Below are 21,876 nucleotides of genomic sequence, written 5' to 3'. Positions count from 1 at the left end.
TCGATGAACGTCTGGCTCACCTTCGCCTTGTCATGCCCATAGGGCAGAAGATCGTCGCTGGAGATCCCGAGCTTCTCGCCAATCTCCTGGATCGGCCGCTTCTGCGCCTCGCGCGCAATCTGAATGTCGGTCTTGAAAGCCATGTCTGTTTGCTCCTTGTCGAGAACGTCTGTTGTTGTCGCGGCCGCCGGTTATTCGGCGACCATTGCCTTGTTCGCTGCCTTTTCGACACGCACCGCGGCGAATTTGAACTCCGGAATCTTGCCGTAGGGGTCGATCGCGGGGTTGGTCAGGATATTGGCCGCCGCCTCCACATAGGCGAAGGGCACGAAGACCATGTCCTCGGCGACCGCCCGGTCGGCACGCGCCATGATGGTGATGCTGCCGCGCCGCGTGGTCAGGGTGATCATGCCGCCCGGTTCGACACCCATCCTGCGCAGGGTCTTGGGATGCAGCGATGCATTGGCCTCGGGCTCCACCGCGTCGAGCACCGTCGAGCGCCGGGTCATCGAGCCGGTGTGCCAATGTTCGAGCTGGCGCCCGGTGGTCATGATCATCGGATATTCCGCATCCGGCGCCTCGTCGGGCGCGATCACGCTGGCCGGGGTGAACTTGGCACGGCCCTCGGGGCGCGGGAAACCGTCGCCGAACACCACTGCCTGACCGGGATCTTCCGGCGACAGCGACGGATAGGTCACCGCCTCGGTCTTCAGCCGCTCCCAGGTGATGTTGTCGAAAGAGCGCATGTTGATCGCCATCTCGTCGAACACCTGGCCGGGATCGGTATAGGTCCAGCCGAGGCCCAGCCGCTTGGCGAGTTCGACCTCGATCCACCAGTCTTCCTTGGCCTCGCCCGGAGGCGCCACCGCCGGGCGCACCATCTGCACCTGCCGGTTGGTGTTGGACACGGTGCCCGATTTCTCGTAAAGCGCCGAGGCCGGCAGCAGCACGTCGGCGTAATTGGCGGTCTCGGTCAGGAAGATGTCCTGCACCACCAGATGCTCGAGCTTGGCGAAGGCCTCGCGGGCGTGGTCCACATCCGGATCCGACATCGCCGGGTTCTCGCCGAGGATATACATCGACCTCGTGTTGCCCGCGTGGATGTCATCGACAATCTCGGTGACGGTCAGCCCCTTCTCGTTGCTGAAATCGCCGCTGCCCCAGACATCGGTAAAGGCCTTGCGCACGGAATCGTCGGTGACGCTCTGGTAATCGGGCAGGAACATCGGGATCAGCCCGGCATCGGAAGCACCCTGGACGTTGTTCTGTCCGCGCAGCGGGTGCAGGCCGGAACCCGGACGCCCGATCTGGCCGCACATCAGCGCCAGCGAAATCAGGCAGCGGGAATTGTCGGTGCCGTGGATATGCTGCGAAACGCCCATGCCCCAGAAGATCATCGCCGACTTGGCCCCGGCGAAGGTCCGCGCCACGTCGCGCAGCACTTCGGGTTCGATGCCGCAGATCTCGGCCATCTTCTCGGGGGTGAAATCCTTCAGATGCGCCTTCTCGGCGTCCCAATTCTCGGTATAGGCGTCGATATATTGCTGGTCGTAGAGTTTTTCCTCGACGATCACGTTCATGATCGCGTTCAGCATCGAGACATCGGCGCCGGGACGGAACTGCAGCATCTGATAGGCAAAGCGCTTGAGCGCCTGACCGCGCGGGTCCATCACGATCAGCTTGCCGCCGCGTTTGGTGAACTGCTTGAAATAGGTCGCCGCGACAGGATGGTTCTCGATCGGGTTGGCCCCGATGACGATCGCCACATCGGCATTCTCGATCTCGTTGAATGTCGCGGTCACCGCGCCGGAGCCGACATTCTCGATCAGGGCCGAGACCGAGGAGGCGTGGCACAGACGCGTGCAGTGATCGACGTTGTTGTGCTTGAAGCCTTCACGGATCAGCTTCTGGAACAGATAGGCTTCCTCGTTGGTGCATTTCGCCGAGCCGAAACCGGCCACGGCCTTGCCGCCATGGGCCTGGGCGATCTTGGCCATGCCACCGGCGGCGAAATCAAGCGCCTCGTCCCAGCTCGCCTCGCGGAAATGGGTGGAGAGATCGGCGGGATCGACGTTCAGCCCCTTGGGCGGCGCGTCTTCGCGGCGGATCATCGGCTTGGTCAGCCGGTGCGGGTGATGGATATAATCGTAGCCGAAGCGCCCCTTGACGCAGAGCCGCCCCTCGTTGGCCGGGCCGTTGATGCCCTCGACATATTTGACCTTGCCGTCCTTGACCTTGAGGCTGACCTGACAGCCGACGCCGCAGAACGGGCAGACGGATTTCGTCTCGCTGTCGTAATCGGCGCTGTCGCCGACCTGGGCCTCATCGACCACCGAGGAGGGCATCAGCGCGCCCGTCGGGCAGGCCTGCACACATTCACCACAGGCCACGCAGGTGGAAGCGCCCATCGGGTCGGCGAAGTCGAAGGTCGGATAGGCATCATGCCCGCGCCCGGCCATGCCGATCACGTCATTGACCTGCACCTCGCGGCAGGCGCGCACGCAGAGGCCGCATTGGATACAGGCATCGAGGTTGACCGACATTGCCACATGGCTGTCATCGAGCAGCGGAATGCGGCCTTCTTCGAGCTTCGGGAAGCGGCTTTCGCTAACCCCGCCGAGCTCAACCATATCCCAGAAATGGCTGGATTTGTCATGTGCGACTTCGGGCTCGGGCTGGTCGGCGACCAGCAGTTCGACGACCATGCGCCGGGCGTTCTCGGCGCGGGCGTTGTTGGTGGTGACCACCATGCCCTCGCTGGGCTCGCGGATACAGGAGGCGGCCAGCACGCGCTCGCCTTCGATCTCCACCATGCAGGCGCGGCAATTGCCGTCCGGGCGGTAGCCCGGTGCGGGCTTGTGGCACAGATGCGGGATCTTCAACCCGCGGCCATTGGCCACTTCCCAGATCGTGTCGCCCTTCGCGGCCTCGACTTCAACACCGTCGAGAGTGAATCGGATGGTCTCGGTCATTGCACCTGCTCCCCGCCTTCAAGGCTCTGGTCAGTATCGTAGCTCTTGGTGTTCTTGCTGGTATCCGCTGTCACCTCATGGGCGAAATGCTTCATCACCATGCGGATCGGGTTCGGCGCCGCCTGTCCGAGGCCGCAGATCGAGGCATCGACCATGGCGGTGCTCAGATCTTCCAGTAGGTCCTGATCCCAATGATCGGCCTGCATCAGCTTGACCGCCTTCTCGCAGCCCACCCGGCAGGGCGTGCATTGCCCGCAGCTTTCGTCTTCGAAGAAACGCAGCATGTTGAGCGCCGCGGCCTTGGCACTGTCGGCCTCCGACAACACCACCACGGCGGCGGAGCCGATGAAGCTTCCGAGTGGCTGCAGCGTATCGAAATCGAGCGGCACGTCGTTGATCGAGGCGGGCAGCAGACCGGAGGACGGGCCGCCGGGCTGATAGGCCTTGAAGACATGACCCTCGGCCATGCCACCGCAGGCCTCGATGATGTCACTGATGGTCGAGCCGGCGGGCAGCAGATGCACGCCCGGATTCGCGACACGGCCCGATACCGAATAGCTGCGCAGGCCCCTGCGGCCGTTCTTCTCGGTGCTGTTGAGACATTCCGGCCCCTCGCGGCAGACCCGCGCGACCCAGAGCAGGGTTTCGACGTTATGCACCAGCGTCGGGCGGTCGAAGATACCCACCTGCGCCACATAGGGCGGACGGTGCCGCGGCAACCCGCGCTTGCCCTCGATGCTTTCGATCATCGCGGATTCTTCGCCGCAGATATAGGCCCCGGCGCCACGGCGCAGGTCGATATAGCCCTTCTCGACGATCCCGGCGGTCTCCAGCGCCGCGATCTCCTTGGCGAGAATCTCCAGCACCGCCGGATATTCGTCGCGCATGTAGATGAAGCAGGTATCGGCCTCGACCGCCCAGGCGGCGATCAACATGCCCTCGAGGAAGAGATGCGGCGTGCGCTCAAGGTAGTAGCGGTCCTTGAACGTGCCCGGCTCGCCTTCGTCGCCGTTGACAGCCAGGTAACGCGGCCCGGCATTGCCGCGCACGAAGCCCCATTTGGTGCCCGAGGGGAAGCCGGCGCCGCCGAGACCGCGCAGGCCCGATTCCTTGATCTGGGCCTGGACCTCTTCCCAATCGCCGTTCTCGCGCAGGTCTTTCAGCGTCTCGTAGCCGCCGACGGCGGCATAGGCATCATAGGCCTCGTAATCGGGGACATGGGCATGGGTGTCGTCGGCCTTGATCGCTGCCTGCACCTTTTCCGGGGTGGCGTGATCGATATGATTGTGGCCGATCTCCAGCACGGGCGCGGTATCGCAACGCCCCATGCAGGGCGCGCGCAGTACGCGGACCTCGGCGGGATCCAGCCCATCTTCGAGCGCCGACTTCAACTGCTGCGCACCCGCGAGCTCGCAGGACAGCGAATCGCAGACCCGAATGGTCAGCGCCGGGGGCGGCGTCTCGCCTTCCTTGACGATGTCGAAATGGGCATAGAAGGTCGCGACCTCATAGACCTCGGCCATGCTCAGCCGCATCTCCTCGGCCAGCGCGCGCAGATGCGCGGCGGACAGATGGCCGAACTTGTCCTGAATCAGGTGAAGATGCTCGATGAGCAGGTCGCGGCGGCGCGGCGCATCGCCGAGAAGTGCCTGAACGTCGCTCCAGGCCTCGTCCTGCAACTGCCGCCCCTTGGGCGTATGACGGCCCTTGCCCTTGCCCGATTTCCAGACGCCTTTTTGATCATCCAAAGCCATGCTGTGCAATCTCCCTGTTATTCCCATTGTTTAATTAATTTTCATTTGGGTCAACATGTCTCTGGCAAGATATTCTGAAGGTAGACTTTTGCATACCGGCTGGAGCAAGTCGGTGAATCGCCCATATTTCATGACCCCACTGGGCCTTTGCCATATATGTAGAGCTGCGCCAAGCACCGCTCCGACAGTCCGGGCGCGGGTTGCGACGCTTGCCCCCGAAAATGTGGGGCTGGATTGCGGGGGAGGTTGGGGGGCTGTTTTTTGTGATGCGGGGAAAGATGGGTGCGAGCACCCATCATGCCCCCCACACCCATCACCCGCTCCGTCAATAACCAACCCCCTGCCCATAATTATTCGTGCCACCCCGTCAAACGCTGGTTTCCTATGCATTTTCATGCTTTCCTTCCCAAAATTGGGAGAGAACACGTAATATGCAGAGTTTCGGAGCGATATTTGCCGATTCCGTCGCGCTGATCCTCTCGGGGGATCCGGCGCTGCTGGAAATCATCGGCCTGTCGCTGCGCGTCACCCTCAGCGCGGTGCTGATCTCCTGTCTGATCGGCTTCCCGCTCGGCGCCCTGATCGGCGCCTTCCGCTTTCCCGGGCGCGGCGTGATCTCCGTCCTGCTCAACACGCTGATGGGCCTGCCGCCGGTGGTGGTCGGGCTGCTGGTCTACCTGATGCTCTCCGCCGCCGGGCCACTCGGGCCGCTCGGCCTGCTTTATACCCCGACCGCGATGGTGATCGCGCAGGTGATCCTCGTGACCCCGATCATCGCCGCGCTGACCCGGCAGGTGGTGGAGGATCTGCACGGTGAATATGCCGAACATTTCTCCTCGCTCGGCGTCGGGCCGCTGCGCCGGGTAAGTGCGCTGCTCTGGGATGCGCGCTACAGCCTGCTGACGGTGAGCCTTGCCGGGTTCGGCCGCGCGGTGGCCGAGGTCGGCGCGGTGATCATCGTGGGCGGCAATATCAACCATGTCACGCGGGTGATGACCACGACGATCGCGCTCGAAACCTCGAAGGGCAATCTGCATCTGGCGCTGGCGCTCGGCGTGGTCTTGCTGGCCATCGCGGTGCTGGTCAACGGCGCGGCGATGAGCCTGCGCGCCTCGGCGGCGAGGTCGGCCTATGCATGACCGGGTGATCCCCCTGCCCGCCGGTATCTGCGACGGGCCGCTGTTGCAGGCGCGCGGCGTGTCGCTGACCCTCGACGGCAAGGCGCTGGTCGACGGAGTCGATCTGTCGATCCGTCCGGGCCGCTGCACGGTGATCCTCGGCGCCAACGGCGCGGGCAAGAGCCTGCTGCTCCGGTTGCTGCACGGGCTGGTGCGCCCCAGCGCCGGGCAGGTCCTGTGGCGCGGCCGCCCGCTCGACCGCGCCGCGCGACGCGCGCAGGCCATGGTGTTCCAGCGCCCGGTGCTGCTGCGCCGCTCGGTGATCGCCAACCTGCGTTTCGCGCTCGGCGTGCAGGGGCTGCCCCGCGCCGAACGCCGCGCCCGCGCCGAGGAAGCCCTGGCCCAGGCCCGGCTCACCGATCTCGCACAGCGCCCGGCCCGGGTGCTCTCGGGCGGTGAACAACAGCGTCTGGCAATGGCCCGGGCGCTGGCCTGCCGCCCCGAAATCCTGTTTCTGGATGAGCCCACCGCCAGCCTCGATCCCGGCTCGACCCATGCGGTCGAAGAGCTGATCCGTCTCGCCCGGCAACGCGGCACGACCATCGTGCTGGTCACCCATGATGCCGGTCAGGCGCGCCGTCTTGGCGACGATCTGGTGTTCCTGCACCGCGGCCGGGTCGCCGAAACGGGCGCGGCGCGCCAAATCCTCGAAGCGCCCCGTTCCGATGCGGCACGCGCCTGGCTCGCCGGGCGGCTGCATCTCGATTCACCGAACGAACAGCAATCTGATTTAACAAGGGAAATTTGACATGATCAGACGCAATCTCGGCGGTCTCGCCGCTGCCACGCTCCTCGCCTTCGCAGGTCCCGCGCTGGCCACAGACGACTTCATCCTGGTGCAATCCACGACCTCGACCCAGAACTCAGGCCTCTTCGATCACATCCTGCCGATGTTCCAGGACAAGACGGGCATCGAAGTGCGCGTCGTTGCGGTCGGCACCGGTCAGGCCATCAAAAATGCTGCCAACGGCGACGGCGATGTGCTCTTCGTCCACGCCAAACCGGCGGAGCTGGCCTTTGTCGAATCCGGCGACGGGGTGCAGCGTTTCGACGTGATGTACAATGATTTCGTCATCGTCGGCCCGCCCGCCGATCCGGCCGGTGTCGCGGGGATGAGCGACGTTGTCGCGGCGCTCGGCAAGATCGCCGAGGCCGAAGCGTCCTTCGCCTCGCGCGGCGATGACAGCGGCACCCACAAGGCCGAGCTGCGGCTCTGGGAGCAGGCCGGGATCGACGTCGCCGCCGCCTCGGGCGATTGGTACCGCGAGGCGGGCTCAGGCATGGGCGCGACTCTTAACACCGCCACCGGGATGGGCGCCTATGTGATGAGCGACCGCGCCACCTGGATCAGCTTCGGCAACAAGGGCGATTACCAGATCGCGGTGCAGGGCGATGACAGGATGTTCAACCAATACGGCATCATCCTGGTGAATCCCGAGAAACACCCCAATGTGAAGGCCGATCTCGGCCAGAAATTCGTCGATTGGGTGATCTCCGCCGAGGGCCAGAACGCGATCCGCAGCTACAAGGTCGATGGCGAGCAGCTGTTCTTCCCCAATGCCGAAAAGGCCGAGATGAAAGAAACCGGCTGAGCCCGGCGCGGCTCCGGCGGCACGCTGCCGGGGCCGATCCCGATCTCCATGACATCGCCAGGAAAGACCCCAAGATGCGACATATGTTCGGCGTCCTGTTCGCCATGATCCTCGCCGCCCCGCCTGTTCTCGCCGCCGAGCCGGTGCAGCTCCATGCCGCCGGTTCGCTGAAAGCGGCAATGGGCGGTCTGGCCGGGAGTTTCACCGGCCAGACCGCGCGGCCGGTCGAGACCCATTTCGCCCCGTCCGGCCTGCTGCGGGAGCGGATCGAAGGCGGCGAGGCGGCGCAGGTCTTCGCTTCCGCCAACATGCGCCATCCGCAGAAACTTGCCAGCGAGGGCCGCGCCGCGCCGGTGGTGCTGTTTGCCCGCAACCGGCTCTGCGCGCTGGCCCAGCCGGGGGTGCAGGTGAGCTCCGACAGCCTGCTCGACACGATGCTCAACCCCGACATCCGGCTCGGTACCTCGACGCCGAAGGCCGACCCGTCCGGCGATTACGCCTGGGAAGTTTTCGCCAAGGCCGAGAACCTGACCCCCGGTGCACGCGCGCAGCTTGAGACCAAGGCGCTGCAACTCACCGGCGGGCCGCAGAGCGCGCAGCCGCCCGCCGGGCGCAACCCCTATGGCTGGGTCATGGCAGAGCAGCAGGCCGATGTCTTCCTGACCTATTGCACCAACGCCGTGTTGGCGCAGCAGGACACGCCGGGACTGCAGATCATCGCCCTGCCCGAGCCGCTCGCGGTCGGTGCCGATTACGGGCTGACGGTGCTGCAGGACGTGCCGCGCGCGGCCTGGGAATTGGCGTTCTACATCCTGTCGCCGGAGGGACAGCAGATCCTCGCGCAATACGGTTTAGCAACGTCGGGCCTGCCAGCGGCGGAATAACCCGGCGGGTTCAGGCGATCTCGGCCCGGCTCACCGGGCCGGGAAAGTGACAGGCAACGCGATGCGCGCCCGCGCCCGGTTCGGGCACCTCGGCCGCACAGCGCGGCGCGGCGCGCGGGCAACGACTGCGAAAGACGCAGCCCGAAGGCGGATTCATCGGCGAGGGCAGATCGCCCTCGAGCGGGATCACCACCTTGGCGCGCTCCGCCGCCGGGTCGGGGATCGGCACCGCCGACAGCAGCGCCTGGGTATAGGGATGCTGCGGATCGGCAAAGAGCACCGGCGCCGGGGCCTGTTCCATCACCCGACCGAGATAGAGCACCATCACCTGATCGGAGATATGTTTCACCACGCTCAGGTCATGGGCGATGAAGATGATCGTCAGCCCGAGCTCGCGGCGCAGCTCGTCCAGCAGGTTGATCACCTGCGCCTGGATCGACACATCGAGCGCCGAGACCGGTTCGTCGCAGATCAGCAGCTTCGGCTCGACGATCAGCGCGCGGGCGATGCCGATGCGCTGGCACTGGCCGCCGGAGAATTCATGCGGATAGCGGTTGACCTGATTGGCCAGCAGCCCGACCCGTTCCATCATCGCGCGGACCTTCTCGCGCCGCGCCTTCGCGCCGAGCTCGGGACGATGGGTGCGCAGGGGTTCGGCGATGATCTCGCCCACCGTCAGCCGCGGATTGAGCGCCGCCAGCGGATCCTGGAAGATCATCTGGATCTCGGAGCGATAGGCCAGCATCCGCCGCGCCGACAGGTCGAGCAGGTCGGTCTCGCCCTGCCAGAGCACCCGCCCCCGTGCGGGCAGCATCCGGATCAGCGCCCGCGCCAGGGTGGATTTGCCACAGCCGCTTTCCCCGACGATGCCGAGGGTCTGTCCCGCCTCCAGCGCAAAGCTGACCCCATTGACAGCGCGCAGCTGCTGCGGCGCCTGCCAGGGCAGCGCTCCGGGACGGGGGATGTCGAAGGTGACGCGCAGATCCTCGACCTGCAACAGCGGTGAGCTCATCTCGCAGCCTCCGTGATCGTGGCAATGTCGCGATGGCAGGCACGCGCGCGGCCCGATGCGAAGCGCTCCAGCGGCGGCATGACGGCGCGGCAATCCTCTCCGGCATGGGGGCAGCGCGGCACGAAGGGGCAGCCAACGGGCGCGCCGGTCATGTTGGGCGGATTGCCGGGAATCGCGCGCAAGGCCGCCTGACCCTGATCGACCCGCGGGATCGCCTCGATCAGCCCGCGGGTATAAGGATGGCTCGGCATCTCGAAAAGCGGATCGACCGGCGCTTCCTCCATGATCCGCCCGCCATAGAGCACCAGCGCCCGGTCGCAGAACCCGGCCACCACGCCGAGGTCATGGGTGATCAGGATGATCGCCATGCCGAATTCCTGCTGCAGCTCCGCGAGCAACGCCATGATCTGCGCCTGCACGGTCACGTCGAGCGCCGTGGTCGGCTCGTCGGCGATGAGCAATTCCGGTCGGCACAGCAACGCCATGGCGATCATCACCCGCTGCCGCATGCCGCCGGAGAATTCGTGCGGATAGAGCCGCAGCCGGTTCTTCGCATCGGGGATCTTCACCGCGTCGAGCATATCGGCCGCCTGCGCCATGGCGGCGCGTTTGCTCAGGCCCTGATGCTGGGTCAGCACCTCGGCCATCTGCTCGGAGATCCGCATATAGGGGTTGAGCGAGGTCATCGGATCCTGGAACACCATCGCCATGCGCTCGGCGCGATAGCGGTTCAGCAGCCGCTCGCCGCCGTTCAGGATCTCCCGCCCGTCAAAGCGCACCGAGCCCTCGGCCCGACCGTTGCGCGCCAGCAGCCCCATCAGCGCGAAGCTGAGCTGGCTCTTGCCTGAGCCGCTTTCCCCGACGATGCCGAGGCTCTCGCCCTTCTCGACCGAAAGCGAGACGTCATTGACCGCATGGACCACGCCGTCCTGCGTGTCAAAGCGCACCGAGAGATTGTTCACGTCCAGCAGGGCCATCTCATCGATCCTTCGGGTCGAGCGCATCGCGCAAACCGTCGCCGACGAAGAAGAAGCCGAAGAGGGTCACCACGAAGAAGGACATCGGGAAGGCGAGCTGCCAGAGCGTGCCATAGGCGATGGTGCCCGAGCCTTCCGAGATCAGCGCGCCGAGCGAGGTCAGCGGCTCCTGCACGCCGAGCCCGAGAAAGGAGATGAAGCTTTCGGTCAGGATCATCAGCGGCACCAGCAACGTCGCATAGACCGCGACCACCCCGAGCAGGTTGGGCAGGATATGGCGGCGGATGATCACCGGGGTCGAAACGCCGATGGCACGGGCCGCCTCGATGTAATCACGGTTCTTCAGCGTCAATGTCTGGCCCCGCACGATGCGGCTCATCTCCAGCCAGGAGATCAGCCCGACGCCGACGAACAGCATGGTGATCGAACGGCCATACATCACCAGCAGCAGGATCAGCACGAACATGTAGGGAATGGCGATCAGGATATCGACGGCGCGCATCATGATATTGTCGACCCGCCCACCGAGATAGCCCGCCGTCGCGCCCCAGAGCGTGCCGACGACAACGGCAATCGCCGCGCCGACGATGCCGACGGCCAGCGAGATCTGCGTGCCCTGCACAGTGCGCGCGAAGAGATCGCGGCCAAGGTCGTCGGTGCCGAAATAATGCCCCGTGGCGAATGACGGGCCGCCCCGTTCGGCGATCTGCCCCATCACGGTGAAGTCGAGCTCCTCGTTCGACCATTGCGCGAAAAATCCGCCAAAAAGCGCGAAGAGCGCCACGAAGCCGAGCAGGAACAGCCCCAGCACCGCCGCCCGGTTGCGAAAAAAGCGCCGCCGCGCATCGGCCCAGAGCGAGCGCCCCGCGACCTCTTCGCGCGCGGTGGCCTCGGCCAGCGAGGTCATTTTCTGCCTGTCGATCACCATGTCAGTACCGGATCTTCGGATCGATCCAGGCATAGAGCACGTCGACCACGAGGTTGAAGAAAATCGTCAGCGCGCCCATCAGGATCGTCACCCCCATCATCACCGCGTAATCGCGGTTCAGGGCGCTGTCGACGAAGGCCTTGCCGATGCCGCCGGTGGAAAAGTAGATGTCCACGATCACCGAGCCGGTGATCATCGCCACGAAGGCCGGGCCGAGATAGGAGATCACCGGCAACAGCGCCGGTTTCAGCGCATGGCGCGCGATCACCCGGCGCGTGGACAGCCCCTTGGCCCGCGCCGTGCGAATGTGGTTGGAGGTCAGCACCTCCAGCATCGAAGACCGGGTGATCCGGGCGATCGAGGCCATGAAGGAGGTCGAGAGCGCGATCACCGGCATCACCAGATATTGCCACTGCCCGCCCTGCCAGCCGCCCCCCGGCAGCCAGCCGAGCCAGAGGGTGAAGACCAGCACGAGGATCGGCGCCATCACGAAATTCGGCAGCACCTGCGCCCCGATCGACACGCCGACGGCGAAATAGTCGAGCCAGGAATTCTGCCGCACCGCCGCCGCCACGCCGAGCGACACGCCGACCAGCACCGCCACGACGAAGGCGATGGAACCATAGGTCATGGTCACCGGGAAACCCTGCGCGATGATCTGGTTCACACTGCGGTCCTTGTAGACGAAGGAGGGGCCGAAATCGAAATGCGCGACGATGCCCCAGAGATAGCTGAGGATCTGCCGCCACAGCGGTTCGTCGAGCCCGTATTTGGCGTTGAGATTGGCCAGCACCTGCGGCGGCAGCTCGCGCTCGGCGGTGAAGGGCCCGCCGGGTGCCGCATGCATCAGCATGAAGGACACCACGATCAGGATCAGCAGCGTCGGCACCGCCAGGGCCAGACGTTTGAGGATATAGACGATCAAGACAGGCTCCTCACAGCGGCGGCGCGGACCGGGACGGCCCGCGCCGACGGGTTGCGCGCGCCCGAGACCTACGCTCGGGGCTTACTCTTCCGCGACCCGGTAGAGATCCTTGCCATACCAGGTCTGCATCACGTTCTCGCGCGGCAGCCCCTTCACGTCGCTGGCGATCATGTCAACCTTGGCATAATGATAGATCGGGATCACCGGCATTTCCTCGGCGAGGATCTGCTCCGCCGCAGTATACATCGGCTGCGGATCCTGCGCGGTCTTGGACTCCTTCATGAGCCGGTCGTATTCCTCGTTGAAGAATTCGCCGTTGTTATGGCCCGAATAGGAGGTGAAGAGGTCGAGATAGGTCGAGGCCTCGTTGTAATCGCCGCACCAGGCATAGCGCGCCAGCTCGAAATCCTGCGCCTGCATCCGGTCGGTATGCACCTTCCACTCCATGTTGTTGAGCGTCAGGTTGACCCCGAGCGGCTTGAGGAATTGCGAGGCCGCGATCGCGATCTTCTTGTGATCCTCGGACGTGTTGTAGTTGAGCTCCAGCTCCAGCGGGTTGCTCGGCGAATAGCCCGCCTCCTCGAGCAGTTCGCGCGCCTTGTTCATCCGCTCTTCCTGGCTCCAGCCCGCATAATCGATCTGCGGCATCTCGAAACCGGCGGTTGCCCAATGGGTCCAGTTGTAGGACGCCTTCTGCCCGCCCCGCAGGATATTGTCGACGATCACGTCGCGGTTGATCGCATAGGACAACGCCTTGCGCACGTTGACATCCTTCAACGCCTCCGGCCCCTTCTCGCCGACATTCATCATATAGATGTAGGAGCAGGAATAGGGCAGCGAGGTCGCCTCGTCCGGGCGTTCCTTCTTGAGCCGCGGATATTGCCCGGCGGGGACGTTCACCCGGTCGAGCTCTCCGGCGAGATAGCGGGTCAGCCCCTGGTTGACGTCGTTGATCGTCAGCGCGGTTAGCGTCGTCATTACCGTGTTTTCGGCATCCCAATAGCTGTCGGATTTCTCCATCTCGACCCGTTCGCCGAGGATATGCTCCTTGAGCACATAGGCACCGTTGCCGACCAGGTTCTCCGGCAGGGTCCAGTTGTCGCCCGCGGCCTCGATCACGTCCTGGCGTACCGGGAAGGTGGAGGCATGGGCCAGCATCTGCGGAAAATAGGGCAGCGGCGTGGTGATCTTCACTTCAAGCGTGTGATCGTCCACCGCCGTGACGCCGAGCGCCTCGACCGGCTTGTCCCCGGCGATCACCTCGGGCGCGTTCGCAAGCTGCATCAGCTCCATGTACCAGGCATATTCCGACGCGGTCGCCGGATCCGCCAGCCGCCGCCAGGCATAGACGAAATCCTGCGCCGTGACCGGCTCGCCATCCGACCATCGGGCCTCCGGGCGCAGCTTGAACGTATAGGTCAGACCGTCGTCGGAAAGCTCGTGGCTCAGCGCCACGCCGGGCACCAGCGCGCCGCTGGCATCCTCGTTGTAGAGCCCTTCGAAGAGGTTGCGCAGGATGTCGGAACCTTCGACGTCGGTGTTGATCTGCGGATCCATCGACTTGATAGCGTCGAGCAGCCAGAACGTATAGCTCTGATCCTCGGCCAGGGTGACGCCATCGGGCACTTCGGCGGCCTGCAGCGGCGTGGCGAGCAGCCCGGCCCCGGCGGCGAGCAGCGCGAAAGTGGACGCGGTGCGGGTGATGTTCTTGATAGACATGAGTGACCTCCTGTTGACGCGTGATCGGCATGAAGACAGCTTCATGGATGCACTTTATCGTTGTGCGTGCAACAAGGCAAGATGCGTGTCATGCATGCAAGCCTGTCGCGACGTCACCGCCCGCGAGAGGCGGAAAGACGCGAAAAACGGCGACGCGCTCAGGGCGAGAGCCAGCGCACTTCGCCGAGCCCGCCGATGTCATAGCCGCCCATCGCCTGCGCCTTCCGCGCCACCTGCGCGCCCCGCGCGAAGGCCAGCAGAAGCTGCAGCGGCTCGGTGAAATAGCTGCGCCGGTCGATCAGCAGATCGAAATGCTCGTCTACCAGCGGCAGGAAGGGCAGGTGGAACTGCCGCGCCAAGGTCTCGAGCCCGATCGCCGCGTCCGCTTCCCCGGCGGCCACGGCGGCGGCGGCGTCATGCTCGGTATGCGCGGTGGCGCCTGACAGCGACAGATCGCCCTCCGACAGCCCGTGCTCGCCCAGCAGATGCGCGAAAAGCACCGCGCTGCCCGCCCCCTCCTGGCGCCGCGCCACCCGGTGGCCCTTGAGATCAGCAAAGCTTTTGATCCGCGCGTCCATCCCCGGCGCCAGCACCAGCCCGCGCCGCCGCCGCGCCCAGGAGATCAGCACCGCATGGCCCAGTTCCCGCGCCGCGACGCTCTCGATGTTCCAGCCCTCGCCGGACGAGGGGATATGCAATCCCGCGAGCGCCGCCTCCCCGGCGGCGAAACTCTCCAGCCCCTGCGCGGAACCCTGCAGCAGCGAGGCCAGCCCGCAGCCGGATTCGCGCAGGGCCCAGTCGAGCAGCGGATCATGCGAGCCGGTCAGCAGCGCCGGGCGCCGGGGCGGGCGCAGGGCGCCGTCGCCCTCGATCCAGGCAAAGACTTCGGCGCGCGGAAACAGCAGCTTGCCGGTGATCCGGCGATGCGGGATCTCCCCCGCGGCGGCCATGTCATAGACCTTGCGCTCCTTCACCCGCAGCAGTTCGGCGACCTCCCGCGTGGTCAGGTAGATCGGCGGCGTTTCCTGCATTGTCTGAAGCATATGTCTCGCTGTGTTCTGGTTGCGTGTCCGGTCTCGGCCAGCGGCAGCCTAGCACGACGGCGCGGCGGTTCGATAGCCTCGCCGCAGACTGCGCTCCCGGTGCGGCGGGCTCAGCGGGTGTTGCGGTGAAAGGAGCGCAACAGCTTCAGCGCGACATGCGGCCTCTCGACCAGCGCGGCGCCATCGAACAGCGCCCCGCCCAGCTCGGCATAGCCGGGGCGTCCGGCAAGATCGCTGTCATCCACCGCGCGAAACCCCATCGACCAGCCCGCGAAGCTGCGCGCCTCGATTTTCCGGTCGCGCAGCAGGGTGACATCCTTGTGCCGCGCATCCGCCCCGATCCGCGCGAAGGTGGCGAAGATCACGCCCTTCTCGCCTTCGAGCACCTGCATGAAACTGCCGCCCTTGTAGAGCAGCATGCCGGTTACCTCATCCGCCGCATTGCGCAGACGGCTTTGTTCGAGCAGCGACGCGAGCGCCGATTGCGCCATCAAATGGCGCGACGTGCTGGTATAGATCAGGAAATGCATCGGCAGCTTCCTTCGCATGGCGCGCCTGCGCGAAAGGCACGCCGCCGGGGGCGAAACAGGTGCCGACAGCCTAGCGCGCCCGGCCTTTCAAGACCAGCGCCGCGCCCGCGCCCGCGAAAACCGGACTGGACATCGTGACCGCGCTGGGAAATACACGTGTTTATGGGGGCTTGCGCCCGCCATCGCTTATCGCGGCCTGAGCCGGTGAACACAGGGGCGAAGCTCGCGCCTGTGCCAGCGAACGGCCTGAAAAAGGGAAGAGACCATATGAACCTGTCACGTCGTGCCTTTCTCGGCAGCGTCGCCGCCGCGCCGCTGCTGAACCTCACCGCCCTGCCCGGCTTCGCCGCCGAACGGGTGTTCTTCGGGATCGCCACCGGCGGCACCGGCGGCACCTACTACCCGCTCGGCGGGATGCTGGCGCAGCTGATCTCTAACACCGCCGAGATCCCCGACACCAAGCTGTCGGCCACCGCGGAGACCGGCAATGCCTCGGTCGCCAATGCCAAGCTGCTCGGCCGCGGCGAGATCGAATCCGCCTTCGTCGCCGCCGACATTCTCGATGCGGCCTACAAGGGCATCAACCAGTTCGACGGTGAGGAACAGGGCAATATCCGCGCCATCGGCGCGCTCTACCCCGAGACCGTGCAGCTCGTGGTGCGTGCCGATTCCGGGATCGAGACCTTCGCCGATCTGAAGGGCAAGACGATCTCCTCCGGTTCCCCGGGCTCCGGCCAGTGGCAGCTTCTGGGCGACCTGCTCGAAGCCAACGGCATGACCCGCGAAGACGTCGCGGAGGATTTCTCCTCCTTCGCGCAGTCGGTGGACAAGATCAAGGACGGCAATCTCGACGCCTCGCTGATCACCGCCGGTTCGCCGACTTCCTCGGTCACCGATCTCGCCAACGGCCATGAGATCCGCATCGTGCCGCTCAGCGGTCCGGCGGTCGCCAAGCTGCAGGAATCCCAGCCCTATTACGCCAACGCGGTTCTGGCGGGCGGCACCTACAAGGGTCAGGACGAGGATGTCGAAACCCTCGCCGTGCGCGCCATCTGGGCCACCCATGCGGATGTGCCCGAAGACGTGATCTATGCGGTGACCAAGGCGCTCTACGAGAACACCGAGACGCTCGGCAACGTGCACCCCAAGGGCAAGGAAATCTCGCTCGACAAGGCGCTGGAAAGCGTCTCCGTGCCGCTGCATCCGGGTGCGGAAAAGTATTTCGCGGAAAAAGGCATCAAGTGATGCCCGCTAGCGGCGCCCTCGGCGCCCTCGGGATGGCCATACTGGCCATCCTTCCCCTGCCCGCCCGCGCCGCCGACCTCTGCCTGGGCAGCCACCCCGACGGCGAGAGCATCGCGCGATACGCGCTGACCGACGACAATTCCTTCTCCCTCGGCTTCATCCATTCGGTCTCCCGCACCCCGGTGCGCGATCTCTATGTGCTGCGTGACGGCGCCATTCTGCAGACCGGCGAGATTTTCGAAGCCCATGGCGCGGGCCTGCCCTCGCTCGGCAACGATCTCGACGCCACCGGTTTTCGCCATGAGGAGGGCCGTTTCATCCTCGATCTCGACCGGCAGATCGGCGAAATGATCGTGAGAATTCAACGCGAGTTCAAAAACACCCTGTACATTGGCAGTGAAATTATACCACTAGCGCCACTGGGGCGGAGCGCCCTGCTGATATCGGGCTGCAAGACCAAGGAATAGCAATGACAGAGCAAACGCAACGATCCGTTTCCGAGGACCGCGAGCTGAGCGCCGACGAGATCGAGGCGCTGGTGCGCGAATACGATTCGGAATCGAATTTCCGCAACCTGATCGGGCCGACCGCCCTGCTGGTCACCGTGCTGAGCGTCACGCTGTCGTTGTTCCATGTCTATACCGCCGGGTTCGGCCTGCTCAACGAAGTCACCCACCGCACCATTCACCTGACCTTCGTCATGGGGCTGGTGTTCCTCGTCTTCCCGCGCCGCCGCGCCGAGCCGACCCGCCGTCTCTGGATCGACAGCGCGATCTTCGGCGCCTTCTATCTCTATATCACCTATGACCTCGTGCGCGCCCTGCCCGCCAGCAGCCTGACCTATCTCTTCGGAGCGGCGATGGTCGCGCTGACCGTGCTGACCCTGCCGCTCAAGGGGCGCGGCCTGCCGGGCAGCAAGGTGGCGCTGCGCGACTGGCTGTTCGCGATTCTCGGCGCCGGTTTCTCGCTCTATCTGGTGGTGTTCTTCCGCGATGTCTTCATCGTCAATGTCGGCGATCCGCGCCCGCAGGAATACATGGTCGGGCTGATCGCCATCATCATGACGCTGGAGGCCACGCGCCGCACCATGGGGCCGACGCTGGCCTTCATCGGCGTGTTCTGCGTGATCTATGCGCTGTTCGGCCCCTATATGCCGGGCATCCTCGGACACCGCGGCTACAACATCCTGCGCATCATCAACCATCTCTTTGTCGGCACCGAAGGCATCTACGGCGTCGCGGTCGGGGTCGTCGCGACCTACGTGTTCCACTTCGTGCTGTTCGGCATTCTCGCGCAAATGAGCGGCCTCGGGCAGTTGTTTATCGACCTCGCGACCATCGTCGCGGGCCGCGCCTCGGGCGGCAGCGCCAAGGTCTCGGTGGTCTCCTCGGGCTTCTTCGGGATGATCTCCGGCTCGCCGATCGCCAATACCGTGACCACCGGCGCCTTCACCATTCCGCTGATGAAGAAATCCGGCTTCACCCCGCGCTTTGCCGGGGCGATCGAGGCATCGGCCTCCTGCGGCGGTCAGGTGACCCCGCCGATCATGGGGGCCTCGGCCTTCGTGATGACCGAAATGCTCGGCGTGCCCTATAACGAGATCATCCTGATCGCGATCATCCCGGCCGCCTTCCACTATCTGGCGATCCTCCTCATGGTGCACCTTGAGGCCAAGCGGCTCGGGCTTTCCGGCCTGTCCTCGGACAAGATCCCGCAGTTCAAGGCAGTGCTGAAGAAATCCTGGCACCTGTTCATCCCGCTGATCGTGATGGTCGGGCTGCTGCTGATGCAATACACGCCGTTCCTCGCTGCCTTCTGGGGCATCATCCTGACCATCGTCTTCTCCTATGTCCCGGCGCTGATGCATGCGCTTGGCAACACCGACATGGACCGCTCCACCGTGCTGACCCCGCCGCGGCTGGTACGCGGTTTCGAGGATGGCGCGAAATTCGCCCTCGCCATCGGCGCCGCCTGCGCCTGTGTCGGCTTCCTGCTCGGGATCACCACGCTGACCGGTCTCGGCTTCAAATTCTCCGCCGCGGTGGTGCAGCTCGCCTATGATCTCGCCGGTTTCGTCACCGCGATGGATTTCACCGGGCTGTTGTCGGAAAAGAGCCTGGCGCTGTTCTTCGGTCTGGTCTTCGTGGCGATTGCCTGCATCATCATGGGGGCCGGCATCCCGACCACGCCGACCTATATCATCCTCGCCTCCATCGCCGCCCCGGCGCTGCTGGAATTCGACATCCCGCTGATCGCGACGCATTTCTTCGTCTTCTACTTCGGGGTGCTGGCCGATGTGACACCGCCGGTGGCGCTCGCCGCCTATGCCGCCGCCGGGCTGGCGCGATCCGAGCCGATGACCACCGGCACGACCGCCTTCCGCCTGTCGATGGGCAAGGCGCTGGTGCCGTTCATGTTCATCTACGCGCCGAGCCTGCTGTTCGTGAATTTCAACGCGGTCGAATTCGTCGCGGCGCTGGTCAGCGGGGTGATCTGCATCGTCGCGCTGTCGGCGGCCTATATCGGGCATTTCCGCGCCACGCTCGGCAAGCTCGACAAACTGGCGCTGAGCATCGGCGGCCTGCTGCTGATCTCGACCGACTGGCTGACCATGGCGATCGGCGCGGCGCTGGTCGGCGGGGTGTTCCTGCGCAACAGCCGCGCCGCCAGCGCAGTCGTGAGCTGAACCGGTAAACCAAGGGGAGACGGCGGCAACGTCGTCTCCCGCTCCCTTTCCGGCCCTTGCCGTTCGGGTCAGCCGGAATTCTTCAGATGCCGGTGATCGACCACCACCAGTTCCCGCGCCGCCGGGCTCAGCGGCAGGAAACTCACGCTCAGCCCCGAGTCCCGCCAGTCGCAGATCGCCATGCCGGTGCCCTCCACGATCCGCAGATCCTTCGGCTCGAGCATGTCGATCGTCGAATGCAGCCCGCGCGAGATCACCAGCGGGATATTGTGCCAATGCGACACCCGGTCGATATGGATATGCCCCGACAGGATCCCCGCCACGCGCCTGCCGCGCAGCAGCCCGGCAAGCCGCTCGGTGCTGGCGCCATCAAGGCAGGCCCATTCGGGCCCGAGAGGATCGATCTTCGGCGGATGATGCAGCACCAGCAGCTTGGGCGCAGCCTCGTGCCGCGCCAGCGCCGCGCTCAGAAAGTCGAACTGCCCGGCACAGAGCGCGCCGGAGATCTTCCGCGGCACCAGCGTATCGAGCACGATCACATGCAGCCCGCCCTGCAGGCTGTCATGACAATAGGGCGCCTCGCCGCGGGTCTCGCGAAACACCCGATGGAACACGGCGCGGTCGTCGTGATTGCCGAGCGCCAGCAGGAGCGGCGGGCGCAACGGCGCCAGCAAGCGGCGCAGCAGCGCATAGCTCGGCCCGTCGCCCCGGTTGGTCAGATCGCCGCTGACCACTACGAATTCGGGCGGCACCGGCATCGCATTGATCAGCGCCACCGCGCCTTGCAGATTGCCCGGCGTATCCGAATGCAGCGTGTCATCCCCGGCGTCGGGATGCGAAATATGCAGATCGGTCAGATGGATGAAACGGGTCATCAAGACGCTCCGGCAGCAAGCATTCCCGCCGGAGTATAGACGTGCAATGCCGCGCGCAGCAATCGCGCGGCATCGTCTCTTTCGCGGTGGCTCAGTTGCCGGAGAGCTTGGAGCCGGTATTGACCAGCGTCGGCACGATCTGCGAGAGCGAGCGGTCCCAGCGGGTCACCGGCTGCTGGGCGATGAAGATGATGTCATCGGGGCGCAGCTCGAACCGCGTCGCCAGCGCGAAATTCGCCGCATTGCGCGCATCCAGATGCCAGGCGGTCACCGCGCCGAATTCACGCGGATCATCCGAGGCGCGCAGCACGTAGATCTGCGACACGTCGCCGGTTGTGGAGGCCACCCCGCCGGAATCAAACAGCGCATCCGCCAGCTTGGCGCGGCGTTCGAAAGGCAGCGCGAAACGCGACTGCTTGCCGACCTCGCCGGTCAGATAGACATAATCGCGGTTGTCCGCCCCGAGTTCGATCCGCGCGCGGTAATTGTCGCGCGCCTCGGCCAGCGCCGACTGGCGCAGCGAGATTTCCGCCTGCAATTCCGACAGCGCCGCCGTGCGCAGCCCCTGCCGGGCCTGGAGGAGCGTGATCTGCTGGGCGAAATATTCCTGCGCCCGGCCGAGCTGATACTCGGTATCCACGAAGATCGCATCGCCCGGCAGCAGCCGGGTGCGGGTCAGACCGGCACGTGAATAAAGCTCGGTCAGCGGAATCTGATAAAGCGCGCCGTCACGGTAGAGCCGCACCGAGGCATAATCCTGATCCTCGACGGTAATCCCGCCCGCCGCCGCCAGCGCCTGATCGAGATAGAGCGGCGTCAGCGTCACCGGCACCACCGCCGGATTGGCCACCGCGCCGCCGATCGACACGCGCCGCGAATTGAACTCGGCAATCTCCAGGCTGAAGGTCGGGTCGATCTGGTTCTCCACCAGCTTCTGGAACAGTGCCGCCTCGGCATCCTCGATGGTCATCCCGGCGATCCGCACCCGCCCGACATTGGGAATGTTGATCGAACCGTCATCCTGCACGGTATAGCCCTGCCGCGAATTCTGCGCCGCCAGCAGCCCGGAAAGCTGCTCGATCGTCGAGGCACCGGCGGGCGTGGACAACAACACAACGTCGCCGACCCCGATCATATAGGGGCCCGGCTCCTGGTTCGGCGGCAGGCGCAGTTCCAGCGCGCGGGGCCGCTGCTCGCCGCTGAGCGGCGGCACCGGCAGCGCGCCCGCACCGCGCACCGAGGCCGAGCCACCCGCGGTCTGGCGGAAGATCGCCGGCAGGGTCTTCGGCGCATAGGGCGCGCGATTGGCCTGCACCACGGTCTCGGCATTGAGCGGCAACACCCGCACATTGCTCGCCCCGGCAGCGCCCTCGACCACTTTCGAGCTGCGGTAGATCGTGCCACATCCCGTCAGGCTCAACGCCAGGATCGCGGTCAGGAAAATGCGCATTACTTTTACCTCGGATATATCATTGCTGTCGCCCGGCCCGTCATCGCAGGACCACACGGGTTGAAATCTCGCCGGTCTTGCCCCCGGCCCATTGCCGCGACTGCAC

At 65.3% G+C, this 21,876-nt stretch carries 19 protein-coding genes; 7 read left to right on the top strand and 12 right to left on the bottom strand.

Going from position 1 to position 21,876, the window contains the following annotated elements:
• The 3 genes from ACFSUD_RS18530 to ACFSUD_RS18520 form a co-directional block, all read right to left on the bottom strand.
• The coding region (locus ACFSUD_RS18530; RefSeq protein WP_386375994.1) for a formate--tetrahydrofolate ligase at positions 1-143 on the bottom strand (143 nt) is incomplete at its 3' end.
• 48 nt (positions 144-191) lie between these two features.
• Entirely contained in the window at positions 192-2,972 is a 2,781-nt protein-coding gene (fdhF, locus tag ACFSUD_RS18525) for a formate dehydrogenase subunit alpha (protein ID WP_386375993.1), read from the bottom strand.
• Complete coding sequence (locus ACFSUD_RS18520) at positions 2,969-4,726, bottom strand: NAD(P)H-dependent oxidoreductase subunit E (RefSeq protein WP_386375992.1); 1,758 nt, start codon at positions 4,724-4,726, stop codon at positions 2,969-2,971. The genes fdhF and ACFSUD_RS18520 overlap by 4 nt, the downstream gene beginning before the upstream one ends.
• 431 nt (positions 4,727-5,157) lie before the next feature.
• On the opposite strand from ACFSUD_RS18520, the gene ACFSUD_RS18515 reads away from it, so the two are divergent.
• The 4 genes from ACFSUD_RS18515 (at position 5,158) to ACFSUD_RS18500 (ending at position 8,380) form a co-directional block, all read left to right on the top strand.
• Positions 5,158-5,865 (top strand): ABC transporter permease, encoded by a 708-nt coding sequence (locus ACFSUD_RS18515; RefSeq protein ID WP_386375991.1) that lies wholly within the window; start codon positions 5,158-5,160, stop codon positions 5,863-5,865.
• Positions 5,858-6,652 (top strand): ATP-binding cassette domain-containing protein, encoded by a 795-nt coding sequence (locus tag ACFSUD_RS18510; RefSeq protein ID WP_386375990.1) that lies wholly within the window; start codon positions 5,858-5,860, stop codon positions 6,650-6,652. The genes ACFSUD_RS18515 and ACFSUD_RS18510 overlap by 8 nt, the downstream gene beginning before the upstream one ends.
• Before the next feature lies 1 nt (position 6,653).
• Entirely contained in the window at positions 6,654-7,496 is an 843-nt protein-coding gene (locus tag ACFSUD_RS18505; protein ID WP_386375989.1) for a substrate-binding domain-containing protein, read from the top strand.
• Between the two features lie 74 nt (positions 7,497-7,570).
• On the top strand, positions 7,571-8,380 hold the full coding sequence (locus ACFSUD_RS18500) for a molybdate ABC transporter substrate-binding protein (protein WP_386375988.1): 810 nt from the start codon (positions 7,571-7,573) through the stop codon (positions 8,378-8,380).
• A 10-nt stretch (positions 8,381-8,390) separates the two neighbouring features.
• Here the strand turns inward: ACFSUD_RS18500 and ACFSUD_RS18495 are convergent, their stop codons facing one another.
• The 7 genes from ACFSUD_RS18495 to ACFSUD_RS18465 all read right to left on the bottom strand — a co-directional run bounded on the left by ACFSUD_RS18495 (position 8,391) and on the right by ACFSUD_RS18465 (position 15,514).
• A complete protein-coding gene (locus ACFSUD_RS18495) occupies positions 8,391-9,392 on the bottom strand; it encodes an oligopeptide/dipeptide ABC transporter ATP-binding protein (protein ID WP_386375987.1) in 1,002 nt (333 codons plus the stop codon).
• The gene (locus ACFSUD_RS18490; protein ID WP_386375986.1) at positions 9,389-10,369 is read right to left on the bottom strand and encodes an oligopeptide/dipeptide ABC transporter ATP-binding protein; all 981 of its coding nucleotides are present in this window, start codon (positions 10,367-10,369) and stop codon (positions 9,389-9,391) included. Before ACFSUD_RS18490 ends, ACFSUD_RS18495 begins: the two co-directional genes overlap by 4 nt.
• A gap of 1 nt (position 10,370) precedes the next feature.
• On the bottom strand, positions 10,371-11,297 hold the full coding sequence (locus tag ACFSUD_RS18485) for an ABC transporter permease subunit (RefSeq protein WP_386375985.1): 927 nt from the start codon (positions 11,295-11,297) through the stop codon (positions 10,371-10,373).
• A 1-nt stretch (position 11,298) separates the two neighbouring features.
• The gene (gene oppB / locus ACFSUD_RS18480) at positions 11,299-12,222 is read right to left on the bottom strand and encodes an oligopeptide ABC transporter permease OppB (protein WP_386375984.1); all 924 of its coding nucleotides are present in this window, start codon (positions 12,220-12,222) and stop codon (positions 11,299-11,301) included.
• An 81-nt stretch (positions 12,223-12,303) separates the two neighbouring features.
• The gene (locus ACFSUD_RS18475; protein ID WP_386375983.1) at positions 12,304-13,941 is read right to left on the bottom strand and encodes a peptide ABC transporter substrate-binding protein; all 1,638 of its coding nucleotides are present in this window, start codon (positions 13,939-13,941) and stop codon (positions 12,304-12,306) included.
• Between the two features lie 158 nt (positions 13,942-14,099).
• Positions 14,100-14,984, bottom strand: coding sequence for a substrate-binding domain-containing protein (locus tag ACFSUD_RS18470; RefSeq protein WP_386375982.1), 885 nt, complete (start codon positions 14,982-14,984; stop codon positions 14,100-14,102).
• 110 nt (positions 14,985-15,094) lie between these two features.
• Positions 15,095-15,514, bottom strand: a complete 420-nt coding sequence (locus ACFSUD_RS18465; protein WP_386375981.1) for a BLUF domain-containing protein — start codon at positions 15,512-15,514, stop codon at positions 15,095-15,097.
• 267 nt (positions 15,515-15,781) lie between these two features.
• On the opposite strand from ACFSUD_RS18465, the gene ACFSUD_RS18460 reads away from it, so the two are divergent.
• From ACFSUD_RS18460 to ACFSUD_RS18450, 3 genes are read left to right on the top strand one after another with little or no spacing between them, the layout of a single operon-like run.
• A complete protein-coding gene (locus tag ACFSUD_RS18460) occupies positions 15,782-16,759 on the top strand; it encodes a TAXI family TRAP transporter solute-binding subunit (RefSeq protein WP_386375980.1) in 978 nt (325 codons plus the stop codon).
• Complete coding sequence (locus tag ACFSUD_RS18455) at positions 16,759-17,226, top strand: DUF1850 domain-containing protein (protein ID WP_386375979.1); 468 nt, start codon at positions 16,759-16,761, stop codon at positions 17,224-17,226. Before ACFSUD_RS18460 ends, ACFSUD_RS18455 begins: the two co-directional genes overlap by 1 nt.
• A 2-nt stretch (positions 17,227-17,228) precedes the next feature.
• Positions 17,229-19,445 carry a TRAP transporter permease gene (locus ACFSUD_RS18450; RefSeq protein ID WP_386375978.1) on the top strand — a complete coding sequence of 739 codons (2,217 nt, stop codon included), beginning with the start codon at positions 17,229-17,231 and terminating at the stop codon, positions 19,443-19,445.
• 68 nt (positions 19,446-19,513) lie between these two features.
• Here the strand turns inward: ACFSUD_RS18450 and ACFSUD_RS18445 are convergent, their stop codons facing one another.
• On the bottom strand, positions 19,514-20,320 hold the full coding sequence (locus ACFSUD_RS18445) for a metallophosphoesterase family protein (RefSeq protein WP_386375977.1): 807 nt from the start codon (positions 20,318-20,320) through the stop codon (positions 19,514-19,516).
• 91 nt (positions 20,321-20,411) lie between these two features.
• The gene (locus tag ACFSUD_RS18440) at positions 20,412-21,770 is read right to left on the bottom strand and encodes a polysaccharide biosynthesis/export family protein (RefSeq protein ID WP_386375976.1); all 1,359 of its coding nucleotides are present in this window, start codon (positions 21,768-21,770) and stop codon (positions 20,412-20,414) included.
• Positions 21,771-21,876: the final 106 nt, after the last annotated feature.

The organism is Sulfitobacter aestuarii (genome assembly GCF_042685005.1).
GTDB lineage: Bacteria > Pseudomonadota > Alphaproteobacteria > Rhodobacterales > Rhodobacteraceae > Sulfitobacter > Sulfitobacter aestuarii.
The sequence above is the reverse complement of the archived record's forward strand: the minus strand, read 5'-3'. Positions and strand labels throughout refer to the sequence as shown.